Origin of the sequence: Erythrobacter sp. AP23 (genome assembly GCF_001542855.1) — a bacterium.
Classification (GTDB): domain Bacteria; phylum Pseudomonadota; class Alphaproteobacteria; order Sphingomonadales; family Sphingomonadaceae; genus Qipengyuania.
Window position 1 is genome coordinate 725,571 of record NZ_LNBY01000001.1, and the last position, 10,960, is coordinate 736,530.

The window sequence follows — 10,960 nt, forward strand, 5'->3', positions numbered from 1 at the left end:
GATCGAACCGGTCGATAATTATGGCCCATGTCGAAAGCCGGGCAGATTGGGGACACTCTGTATCCAGTCAATCGCTCCCCCTTCGCAGACACTGCATCGATCTACGGTCCTCGACTGGCACCTGGCCGGTCGAGGACCGTAGATCGTGTCACGGCGTTAGTTCGGACGCGCAGCGATCGCATCAACTTTCAATGCAGAACCGTCCCGAACGGCCCGATACCAACCAGTCAATTCCGAATTCGAACAGAGTCGATTTCCACATTCAGGGCAGAGCGCCCCGACCATGCCCTCGCCTCAATGAGTATCTCGATGAACGAGCACGAGTCAGGGAGGTTGGCGATCTCGAATCCGTTACCTTGGCTCGCCAGGTCTTGGTCCAGCACAAGAGAGTTATCCGCACCGCCACAGCGAAGGCCGATATCAATATCCTGCAGGGCTTGAGACGATTCGATGTCGTGCTCGATTTCCAGGATGAACGGGCTGTCGGGTGTTTTGATGAGGCGTCGCGCCACCACGCCGCCTTCACCCGGCTTCACAGAGATTTCGAGCTGCTCCGCGCTCAAACTTGGCTGAGCGCGCAATCCCGCGCGATCGGAGAATGCCCAATCGAAAGGCGCAAATGTATTGTCCCAGTCGAGCACTCCTAAGCGATCGCTGGACTGATCACCGTCGCGTAATTGCTTGTAGAATCCGTAAGCCGCATCGAGCTCGCCCTCGGTAACGAGATTCTTGAGCAGGGTCTGATCCAGCTGCTGATTGTCGAAGGACACTCGCTTGCGCAATTCGAGAAGATTGGAAAGCGCCGCCGGTTCCCTGACCGCGTAACGGAAAAAGACCTCATGCCAAGGCGATGTGCCATCGAGAATTCGAGCGAATTCGTCGACAGCTCCCTCTCGCGCGAATAGCGGGATCAAACTGGGAAACAGCTCGGCGGATCGCGAAGGCCGGACGCGTAGAATGCGATCGAGAGTCGCGATGGCCCCGGGGTAATCCTGTTGTGCCACTTGTTCCTGGAGAACCACCGCCTGGAGCCTTGGGTTCCTCCGATTCAATTGCGAAGCCAGGCTCACGATTTCCGAACGGGCACTTGCATCCTCTTCGGCCAGAGCGAGAATAGCATGCGCCTCGGGAGTGAGAGGTTCCTTCCGGTAAGCTTCGAGAGCCCATTGCTCCGCCATCGGCATACCAACTTCGGCAGGAACCAGACCTTCGGCAACCGAGAGAAACGCCGAGGACGCGAGTTCCTCCTGCGCCAGACCATTAAGCGGGAAGAGCGACAGAGCAGTCTCAGGCGCCTTACGCGTTAGAGCGATCCCCGCCGACTGAGCCGCAAGGGCGATGGCGAGTGCCACGCCCAAGATTGCCATGGCCACAAAACGGAGTGGGTTAGCCAGTTTCATCGATCAGGTCTGGCCGATCAGGCCGGTTCCTCGCGCTTCTCTTCACCGTAGCCGTAGCCGTAGCCATAACCATAGCCATAGCCATAGCCATATGCGGAGTTCTTCTGGCTCACCTTGGTAACGATGGCGCCATAAACCTGCGCGCCGGAGCGCTGAAGGCGGCCGATCGCATTCTCGATGCCTCGCAGCTTGATACGTTCTGCCTCGATGACGAAAACGACGCCATCAACGGCCCGCGACATTTCGACCGCGTCAGCCAGGGCCAGCATCGGAGCGCCGTCGATGAGGACTTGATCGTAAGCCTCGCGGGCAGCTTCGATAATCTGTGCGAACCGCTCGCCGGCAAGAAGCTCGACCGGATTGGGTGGGGTGCGGCCCATTGGAAGAAAATCGAAGCCATATTGCTCGAGTGAGACGATCTGCGACGCCATGTCGGTTTCCTGGCTGGCAAGGAGAGGCACCAACCCACCCTTGTCATAGCCATGCAGATCGAGCGTATCCCTAAGCCTTGAGTTACGCAGGTCAGCATCGATCAGCAGTGTACGCTTGCCCAACTGCGCAAAACTGGTGGCGACCCCGACCGAAGAAACGCTCTTACCTTCCGCTGGCACCGAAGAAGTGAACATCAAAACTTCCGGCGCGCCCTTGGGGGTCAGGAAATTCATATTGGTACGAACGGTGGTATAGGCTTCGTTTATTTCCGAAGAACGCTCAGTCAGCCGCTCGGTCAAATCGCCGTCCATCTCGCGAGGTATAGCGCCGAGGAGAGGAAGGCCCAGTCGCCTGCGGACGTCTTCAGGATCCTGTAAGGTCTGGCTTAGGGTCACCTTGAGGTAGACCAAGCCTGCGGCGAATACAAAGCTCGCGACAAGCGCCACAAGAAGGTTCTGAACCAAAGAGGGAGCATAGGGATCCGCAGGAACGTCGGCTTGGTCAATAATCTGAATATTGTTCTGACCCGCGCCCGAGGCTTCGAGTTCCTTGAAGCGCTGCAACAATGCATCATAGATCTCGCGGTTGGTATCTACTTCTCGTTTAAGGATTCCATATCGGATCCCCTGGCCCTGCTGCCCGAGGAAGCGCTGCTTGACCTGCTCGACTTGATCGCGAAGTTCCGCCTCTCTAATCCTCGCGGATTGAAGGAGATCGCGACTACCGCCAGAAATTGCCGATCGAAGCGAGTCTACTTCCGCTTGTTTTTCTTGCACCTCCGGATAATCAGGCCCGAAATTGGCGCGAAGAACAGCGAGTTCGGCTTCTGCCTCGCTCAAACTTGTAAGTAATTCATTGCGCGGATCATTACTGGGAAAATTTCCACCGACCACTGCAGCCTGCGCACTGACCCGGTCGGCGACAGCAGCGGCAAGGGCAGTATTGAGGGCCTCCAGATCAGCACCTACCAGCGTTTGGCCCGCGCTTTCGGAGCCCGAATCGCCTCCCGCATTAAGGACGAGAATCTCGTTAGCATTTGCGTATTCGACGAGTTCCTGCTCGGATTCCGAAAGACGTTCACGAAGCTCCGCAATCTGGCTCTGAAGGAAATCTCGGGCCTCAATATTCGCACCGAAGCGCTTTTCATAATTGGCCGCCACGAATTCCTGAACCCAGAGATTCGCGATTTCGGCGGAAACAACCGGATCGGGGCTGGAAAACCTTACATCGACCAGGCTCGACTGCGTGATCGGATCGATACTCACATTGTCGAATAGTATTTCCTCGATCCGCTTATCGAGATTTTCTCCATCTTCGATCACGAATGCTTCGCGAAAGGCTTCGTCCCGGGAGAGATTACCAGCCTCCATCACGCGCTTGGCCATGAACCTCGAAACCAGAAGCTCATACTGTGTGTTGAGATACTGGAGCTCCGATATCTGACTATCAACCTCGAGTGAGTCGAGATTCGTGACGTCGGCCGTCACCTGAGAGACTTCCAAGCGTGCGCTGGCCTGGTACAGAGGGGTCGCCAGCAACGTAATGAGAATACCAAGCAGGAGGCCAAGCGCGATTATTCCCGCGAGCCAATATTTCAGACCGATAGCTTCGTGCCAATACCGCTCAAGGTCGATGGCAAAGGAGTCATCGTTGGAATCACGATCATCGATCAGCTCACGACGATCATCTCGTCCAGCGAGCTCATGAGACGCAAAATTGAGATTGTTCAACGGCCAATCCGATCAATTAGAATAGCAGAAGTCGAGAGCAAGGGCGCGAATCGCAAAATGCTGTCCAGGCGCCTTCGGTTCGGCGAATCCCCCACGATTATTATGTCATTGGGATATACAGTCGGATCTCCGTAATTACCTCGTTGGATCGCCTGGATATTGTAAGCGCCGATATAGCGCTGCCCCCCGACGGTCCTCAGAATCAGGACGTCATCCAATTTCGCGTACTCTGCCAAGCCGCCTGCCTGATTGACAACGCGCAAGAGAGACTGCCGACCGAGCACCGGATACTCTCCAGGCTCATCAACCTGACCTCCCACCGATACTGTAGGGGGAGGAATTTCTTCTGGAATCACGCGCACTTGAGGGTTGAGCAGATAGCTGCCCCGCAGGAAGTTCGCGATCATGTCAGCTGCCTCGTTGGGCGCCAACCCTCCAAGGTCGAGCAAACCCACGAGCGGGAAGGAGATGCGACCTTCTCCATCTGTGAGATACTTCCCGCTCAACCGTTCAGCACCCACGACTTCGATTTCGAGCGCCTCCTGAGGACCGATAACATACAGGTTTTCGATACGAGGAGCCGGAAGCTCTTCCAGCTCGGCAATTTCAATCCCGGGCGCCTGACCAAAGGTCCGATCCGTTGCGCACCCCGAAAGAGCAAGAGGTAACATCAACCCGCTCAGGGCTAATCTGAGATTTTTGACTGATCTTGTTGTCTTCATAATGCGCGCATTAGCGCAACTCCGAAACGATGAAAGCCGCGTCGACCCAGATACTCCCGCAGCAATCAAACTATGTTGCTTTGATATCACGGGCATCTCGCGAAAGGGCGAGCAAAAGCCAGATGGTGACTAGCTGAAAGAGAGGAGTTCTCAAGGGATAATCAGCCAACGACGCAGCTCCGACAATCGCAAAGATGCTCATCCAAAAGATTGAGTCGACCCTACGCGTTCGATGCAACGATATGGTCCCGATCGCCTTTATCATCCAAACAAGAAGTCCAGTCAAAAGAAGCCCTGCCAGCACTCCTCCCTCGATAATAAACTGCGCCCAATCGTTATGCGCTTGATTGACATAGGAAGGCATCAACAATGCCGATGGCTCATAGATATGATATACTTGTTCAAAGGATCCGAAACCCGTCCCTAGCACCCAATGGCCTTCAAACATCTCGATAATCACCGGCCACAATGCCCATCTCAAATCTTCAAAGCTATCTCTCACAAGAATTTCACGAAATGCTGGCGTCCGGTCAAGCGTCAGAAATGCAGCTGCCGTCAGCGATACCAAAATGACCGGAATGGCCAATATCAGGCGAGGGTGCTGGTCCAGCCACCGACCCACTGACTGCTCAGCGTGAAGCCCCCTGCGAGGGCGCGGAGACAAAGCGAGCATAGTCATCGAGACCAGAATCGCGCCGATGACGGCTACGAAGCCAGCCCGTGAACCTCCGGCCAAGGATACAAAAAGGATCAAGAAAAAGGCAGCAGGATAGATCAAGCGCTCCCAAACCGCACTCCGCTCCTTACGGACCCTTAGACCGAGCAATGTCACTACCAGCATAGAACAAGCCGCAAAAACTGCCGCGTGGTTTTCATTTGCGAAAACACCTACTGCCCCGCCCCTGTTGGTTACTTCATAGAAATAGAAAACGCTCGATCTTCCCATTACGATCTGGAAAAGGCCCAACAGCGCGTTGAGAACTCCCAACCCTGTAACAATTCGCAATAGCGTCAGAGAAGACGCACGAAGGGCAATTGCCAAAAACAAGCCGGCTGCCGGCACGACCAAGCTCCCGAGCACATTCCAGCTACGCATCGGAGTCAGCGTCAAGGGGCGCCAGGCTCCTTCTAGACCCAGCACGGCGTCCAATCGAAGGATGTTAGCGCGCTGCGGCAGGCTCTGCCATAACCACGGTGGTAACGGAACGAGCTGCACCACCACGATCAACGCAAAGCATACAAACAATATGATGAGCGCACGCTCGGCCTTAAGTCTTTCCTTTGTCAGAAAGAAAAGTGATGACACCAAGAAGAGCGCGGACAAAGTGCGCAGCGGAACGATTTGGATTGCATCAAATCTGGATGCCCCTCCCGTAAACGCCAACACGAGAGCAAGCAGTCCTAGTACGATCCAGCCTCTGTCTAGGCCTTCCTCCATTATTCCCACTTGCCCTTGTCGCTCACGGCTACCGTCCATCGTAGTTTGCACCTCCGTCTTTCGGGCTGCGCACCCTTTGCAGCGTCCAAGCCGTATGCAACGGCGTTGGCCAAATAGCGACCTAAATGTCCACAGACATTTAGCGCTTTGAACCCAGCGCCAATGCTGCTTGACATCGCATTCTTGCTAGAAGACCGAATTCCTGAAGCTGCGCGTTATCAGGCATTTGGCCCTGCCGATCTGTTTTCAGCAATGACGGATGCCTTCTCTCGAAATCACTGGGGTGGGGGTCTCTCCAGCAGAAATTGGCAAACAACCCCTGCACAGTAGAGTTCGACCATATTTTGGCACTGAATTGACTCGGAATAGGCTGTACAGTGCGCCAATCTTGCAGCTCGAGGACAGCGGCCAATGCCCAATGGAAAAGACAAGCGACCGGAGCCTCTCCCGACCCATAAGCTCTTAACCGATGAGCAAGCGCGCGAGCTTCTCAAGGTTAAAGAGGTCAAGAACCTGCAAGACCGCGTCAATGAACTGGCCAATCTTCTTTGGCATCACGAGAAGATGAGCGAGGAGCAGGTCAACACTCGTATTGCCCGGGCGATCGAGCACTTCAACAGTCTCGAGCCTTCAGATGGTGCTGAAGGCATGCTGGCTCAACAAATGGTCGGGACACATTTTGCGGCGCTAGACTGCCTTCGGCGCGCAGCTGTCCCGAACCAGACGTTCGAGGGCCGTGACATCAACCTGAAGCACGCCCACAAACTGATGGCGCTTTATGCACGGCAGCTTGAAACCTTGAACAAGCATCGCGGCAAGGGACAGCAGAAAGTCACGGTCGAGCATGTCCGTGTCGAAAAAGGTGGCCAAGCGATCGTTGGTAATGTTGAAACGGGCGGCAAGCGCGAAGCTGATAACAGGCCTGCCGAGCTGGAGCATAAACCAGACGATACGATGCCTCTGGCAAATCCCAAGAAGGCCAAAGTCCGCCAGAGAAAACGCAAGTGACGGGAACGCATAAGCGCAACACCGTCCCTATGCGGCAAAGCCCACGCTGCGGCGCGAAAACCCGAATGGGTACTCCATGCCAGTCTCCAGCAGTGAGCGGGAGAAAGCGCTGCCGTATGCATGGCGGCGCCGAGGGATCGGGCGCGCCCATAGGCAATCAAAATGCGCTGAAACACGGCGAATATACGCGCGAGGCGAAGGCATTCCGCCAGCATGTCCGCGAGCTTCTCAAAGACGGCAAGGAAATGCTCGACGATTTCTGAAAGCTTGTACCAGTGTCCTAGGGGGCCGGCGGCTTGCCAATACGGATGCCAGGTCGATCATCGGGCGAGCCTATGAATTCGATACCTTCAGCTTCAAGGGCAGATTGAATCTTCTGGAGCGTTTGCGCGTTTGAAGAAGGGACGCCAGTCGAGACTTCGATTGCGACGACCGTTCGACGAACGATACCCGACGCCTTAGCAAGCTGCTCTGCCGACCAACCAACCGCGGCACGCCCAGCGCGGATCTGCTCAGCAGTTATCACTTGATCTTTTCCTGTCTTTGCTCATATTGAGCACTATGATTTTCATAAAGAGCAATATGAGCCCATCTAGCTGGCGCTCCGAACTCCAGCGCCTTGAAGGCGCCTATGCGCCAGCAACAATGCGCAGTTACCGCGCGGATGTCGAGGCTTTCGAGCACTGGTGCGTGGACAATCGGATCGACGAACCCTTCCCCGCGAGCGTTGAAACCGTCTGCCAGTTTCTCGAAGACCAGGGGCAGGCCAAGGCTCCATCGACGGTACAGCGGCGGCTCTATGCGATCCGCAAGGTCCACCGCCTGCTGCGACTGCCCGACCCAACCTTTGACGAGGACATCAATCTCGCCATGCGCAAGGTCAGGCGCCAGAAACCGATCCGCCCCCGCCAGGCCAAGGGATTGACGCGCAACTATCTCGATAGATTTCTGGAAAGCGAGCCCGATACGCCGTGGGGCCTGCGCAATCGCGCGATGTTGGCGCTCGGCTATGAATTGATGACGCGACGATCAGAGCTCATCGCGCTGCGCAATCAGGATATCACCGAGAGGTGCGACGGAACTCTCAGAGTACTAATCCGCCGCAGCAAAGCTGACAGCGGCGGATCGCGTTTACTTCGAAGCCGACTGCTAACCTGCTTAAGGAATGGCTCGCCTATCGCGGCCCCGAGATCGAGTGGCTGTTCTGCCCTATCTACCAGAACAAGGTGATTGATCGTTGCCTAGAAACAACGACGGTCCGAAGAGTGATCAAGGAAGCGGCGCAGCGCTGCGGCCTGCGCCAAGATCAGGTCGCGTCGTTCAGCGGCCACTCAATGCGAGTGGGTGCTGCGCAGGACCTTTTGAAGCGGGGGTTTGATACAGCCGCCATCATGCGGGCGGGCGGCTGGAAATCAGTGAATGTCTTGGCCCGTTATCTTGAGAAGGCCGAGCATAACGTCTGGGTCTGAATGGCAGCAAACCGAGCCGCACCTATGTGCGATTACCTGGTTTGAGGATTTTTCGGTCTGATCAAAGCTTTCGAAACAGCCCCTATCATGCGAGGTCGCGGAGGTCCGCAGGCTCATCAATCATATCTATGATATCGCTCGCCAGACGCTCCATGATTTGGCTACGCGCAAAAGCTTCTCGGAACTCGGTGCGGTCTGGCTCGGGAGGACTCTGAAGGAGCCGATCAATAGCTTGTGTCATCGCATCAGCATCGAGCGGTTCGAAGACTTCTGCATCGGGGAGGTGCTCTGACAGGAACTCCGCCGCATGTCCCGCAACACCCGCGAGGATCGGCTTCTCAGTAGCGGCGTACTCAAAGACTTTCGAAGGCAATACCTTACGAAATGCATCAAGGTCATTGAGATGAAGGAAAAGAATATCAGCCTCGCGATAGTGGTCGAGCAAGTTCGCTCTCGGGACTGGGGGTAATAATTCGACATGGCCCAATTCGGCAGCTGCAATAGCAGCTTCCAACGCGCTCTTTTGCCCGCCATCACCGATCAGGCGAAACCGAGCCCTACCCTCAATCCGCCTGGCCACTTGCGGGACGATCCTATGCAGCCCCTGGCCTTCTCCCATATTCCCGGCATAAACGATGAGTGGCTTCTGGCCATCACCACTGGGCTTGCGAAAATCCGAATCTGAGAAGATCGAATCGATACCGTTGGTCAAAACTCTTAGCCGGGCTCTCGGAGCGATTGATTTAATATACGATGCAAAGCCTTGCGAAACCACATTGATACGCGAGGCTCGGCCGAAAGCTCTGCGCTCAATCATGCGAAAGACCGGCATGAGAGACTTAATGGGACTGCCCGCCAAGAGCTCGTCCATATTGTCAGTGAATAGGTCGCGGATATCCAGATAGAGCGGGACATCCAATCGCTGCGAAATGTGGGCTCCCAAACCTGCCGTCATCAGTCGAGACGAGGTAGCGAAAACCGCATCCCATTGCTGTGAGCGTGTGAGCTTCCGAACGCCTTGAGCATAGCGTATATAAGCCCGCGCTTGATCCGCCATCCCGCTCTTATGTGAAGGAATCTCTATTCGATGCACCCTAATCCAGGAGCGGTCTTCAAAGGCTGGTGCCTCCGCGCGCAGACTAGCATAGCGGTTTGGCCGAGTTGTGATGAGGTCGAGATCGAGCCCCTCGGCGCTCCAAGGCTCGAGGGCGTCGACTAGAGCTTGCATACGGAACGAACCAGCGCTTAAGTCCGGCGTGAAGTAGTTGGAGAGCATCAGCAGCTTCATCAGGAGTTCCAGGCTAATTCGTATCTTAAGGCATGTGGCAGCGACTGCTGGGCGCTAACGCGGATTGCCATTGTATCGACTTTCTTCCCAAACTCCGGGTGCCAGCTTGATGGTATGACTTCGATCACACCCCCTTCCGCTGAAAATGTCGCTCGGCGTCCACCATCAATTCCGTTGAGCTCCACAGTGCCACCTGCAGCTTCGAGGTTGGCTACAATCTCGGGGCCCAAGTGAAAGTAGGCCTCGAGGTGATGAGCGCCAGCCCCAGTGACCTCATCCTCGATAATCAGCTTGTCATTGCGAAGGCACCATTTGCGCCGATGCACCGGACCACCTGGCAAGTGGGCGTAACCATTATGCGCGCCATGTGCGATCAAGCTTTCCCCGTCATTCCAGACAGAAACATCGAACGGCCTGGCCCGTCGGCCCACCCGAAAACCTGACCAAACTTCTGACGAATTCTGACCATCGAGAACCAATGTTGAGTGTGCAGCGGTTCCGCGCTGACGCTGACGCTCTGGACCGGTCCCGTATTCGGATGTACCTGAGTTTGTGACCAAGCGCTTTCCAGCGACAGCGAGTTCAAAGCTGAGCGTATCCGCATGTGCGTGACCCGGCAGATAGTCAGGCCCAATTTGAGCAAGGTCTGCAATAACAACCGCTGCGCCCACTTCCATGCGCACATATCCCGATTCCACTTTCTGCGTAATGCCAGTGGCTGGCGGTTCTACAGAAAAATCCAGATCACGGGCGTAGCGAAGCAGCTCGATATTGCTAGGCGCGATACCGAGTGCCGCATCATTGAAGAATGCGATCTCACCATTGGGGTGGCTCACCGCGCGCAACCATTCAAGCATGTCAGGAATACGAGTTGCGAATTCCTGAGCCAGATCATTCCTGCCAAAGGAATGCGCGAGGTTAACTAGGTCTAGAACGTCCTCAAGCGCGAGCGCATGATACATCGGACTGAGTTCGAACTGCGCGCCATCAGCAAGGATTTGTTCGCGCAGTTCATCGCGCAGGATTTCAATCCCCGCAGCCAGCCATTCTTCCGCTTCCTTGCCCTGAAAAAAGAGGCCGGCGAAAACCAGTGCTTTGGCGTTTGCAAAGAGGTGATTGCCCAAAAGATGCCATTCAAGTCGCTTTCGCAGCCAGCGTGTTTGAATTGAAAGGCTGTGACATGCCGCATCGGATAGCGCCTCGCAGCCAAGGGCGAATTTGACCCAATTTACGATCCTCAGCGAGGTTGGATAAGGTTCCCAGCCAGAGCCCTTGGCTGCTGGGTTCTCCACGATCCATCGCTCGATCAAGGCAGTATGCCATCCCCTACGCTGTGCTGCCCCACTTGCATTCAGGTCGTCAAAGTAGTGCTGGTTATAGCGCCAGAGTTTTGTTCGCGTAGGTTCGTCCCAGCCAACATCAGCCAGATCGGCCTCTTCACCTAAGAAACGAAAACGGGTTTGGGCCAAAAGG

At 55.5% G+C, this 10,960-nt stretch carries 11 protein-coding genes; 4 read left to right on the forward strand and 7 right to left on the reverse strand.

Annotated elements, in window-relative coordinates:
- Nucleotides 1–227 precede the first annotated feature (227 nt).
- The 4 genes from ASS64_RS03480 to ASS64_RS03495 all read right to left on the reverse strand — a co-directional run bounded on the left by ASS64_RS03480 (nucleotide 228) and on the right by ASS64_RS03495 (nucleotide 5,761).
- Nucleotides 228–1,367, reverse strand: a complete 1,140-nt coding sequence (locus ASS64_RS03480; RefSeq protein ID WP_067689848.1) for a hypothetical protein — start codon at nucleotides 1,365–1,367, stop codon at nucleotides 228–230.
- Nucleotides 1,368–1,417: 50 nt separating this feature from the next.
- Nucleotides 1,418–3,562 (reverse strand): polysaccharide biosynthesis tyrosine autokinase, encoded by a 2,145-nt coding sequence (locus ASS64_RS03485; protein ID WP_067689850.1) that lies wholly within the window; start codon nucleotides 3,560–3,562, stop codon nucleotides 1,418–1,420.
- Nucleotides 3,559–4,284, reverse strand: coding sequence for a polysaccharide biosynthesis/export family protein (locus ASS64_RS03490; protein ID WP_067689852.1), 726 nt, complete (start codon nucleotides 4,282–4,284; stop codon nucleotides 3,559–3,561). The genes ASS64_RS03485 and ASS64_RS03490 overlap by 4 nt, the downstream gene beginning before the upstream one ends.
- Nucleotides 4,285–4,354: 70 nt before the next feature.
- Entirely contained in the window at nucleotides 4,355–5,761 is a 1,407-nt protein-coding gene (locus tag ASS64_RS03495; RefSeq protein ID WP_083508136.1) for an O-antigen ligase, read from the reverse strand.
- 372 nt (nucleotides 5,762–6,133) lie between these two features.
- Between ASS64_RS03495 and ASS64_RS03500 the strand changes: the two genes are divergently transcribed.
- Nucleotides 6,134–6,730 (forward strand): hypothetical protein, encoded by a 597-nt coding sequence (locus ASS64_RS03500; protein WP_067689858.1) that lies wholly within the window; start codon nucleotides 6,134–6,136, stop codon nucleotides 6,728–6,730.
- Nucleotides 6,731–6,759: 29 nt separating this feature from the next.
- On the forward strand, nucleotides 6,760–6,993 hold the full coding sequence (locus ASS64_RS03505; RefSeq protein WP_067690402.1) for an HGGxSTG domain-containing protein: 234 nt from the start codon (nucleotides 6,760–6,762) through the stop codon (nucleotides 6,991–6,993).
- A gap of 17 nt (nucleotides 6,994–7,010) precedes the next feature.
- Here the strand turns inward: ASS64_RS03505 and ASS64_RS17100 are convergent, their stop codons facing one another.
- Complete coding sequence (locus ASS64_RS17100; protein ID WP_157075060.1) at nucleotides 7,011–7,256, reverse strand: helix-turn-helix transcriptional regulator; 246 nt, start codon at nucleotides 7,254–7,256, stop codon at nucleotides 7,011–7,013.
- Between the two features lie 35 nt (nucleotides 7,257–7,291).
- On the opposite strand from ASS64_RS17100, the gene ASS64_RS03510 reads away from it, so the two are divergent.
- Entirely contained in the window at nucleotides 7,292–7,960 is a 669-nt protein-coding gene (locus ASS64_RS03510; protein WP_067689861.1) for a site-specific integrase, read from the forward strand.
- A complete protein-coding gene (locus ASS64_RS03515; protein ID WP_304438364.1) occupies nucleotides 7,885–8,199 on the forward strand; it encodes a tyrosine-type recombinase/integrase in 315 nt (104 codons plus the stop codon). Before ASS64_RS03510 ends, ASS64_RS03515 begins: the two co-directional genes overlap by 76 nt.
- 85 nt (nucleotides 8,200–8,284) lie before the next feature.
- On the opposite strand, the gene ASS64_RS03520 is transcribed toward ASS64_RS03515, so the two are convergent.
- The gene (locus ASS64_RS03520; RefSeq protein WP_067689867.1) at nucleotides 8,285–9,487 is read right to left on the reverse strand and encodes a glycosyltransferase family 4 protein; all 1,203 of its coding nucleotides are present in this window, start codon (nucleotides 9,485–9,487) and stop codon (nucleotides 8,285–8,287) included.
- A complete protein-coding gene (locus ASS64_RS16300) occupies nucleotides 9,487–10,956 on the reverse strand; it encodes a heparinase II/III family protein (protein ID WP_198147621.1) in 1,470 nt (489 codons plus the stop codon). Before ASS64_RS16300 ends, ASS64_RS03520 begins: the two co-directional genes overlap by 1 nt.
- Between the last annotated feature and the right edge of the window lie 4 nt (nucleotides 10,957–10,960).

Coding starts and splice junctions, on each gene's coding strand:
- ASS64_RS03510 (WP_067689861.1), top strand. CDS start 7,292: ATGATTTTCATAAAGAGCAATATGAGCCCATCTAGCTGGCGCTCCGAA.
- ASS64_RS03520 (WP_067689867.1), bottom strand. CDS start 9,487: ATGAAGCTGCTGATGCTCTCCAACTACTTCACGCCGGACTTAAGCGCT.
- ASS64_RS03495 (WP_083508136.1), bottom strand. CDS start 5,761: ATGGACGGTAGCCGTGAGCGACAAGGGCAAGTGGGAATAATGGAGGAA.
- ASS64_RS03500 (WP_067689858.1), top strand. CDS start 6,134: ATGCCCAATGGAAAAGACAAGCGACCGGAGCCTCTCCCGACCCATAAG.
- ASS64_RS03480 (WP_067689848.1), bottom strand. CDS start 1,367: ATGGCAATCTTGGGCGTGGCACTCGCCATCGCCCTTGCGGCTCAGTCG.
- ASS64_RS03505 (WP_067690402.1), top strand. CDS start 6,760: ATGCGGCAAAGCCCACGCTGCGGCGCGAAAACCCGAATGGGTACTCCA.
- ASS64_RS03490 (WP_067689852.1), bottom strand. CDS start 4,284: ATGAAGACAACAAGATCAGTCAAAAATCTCAGATTAGCCCTGAGCGGG.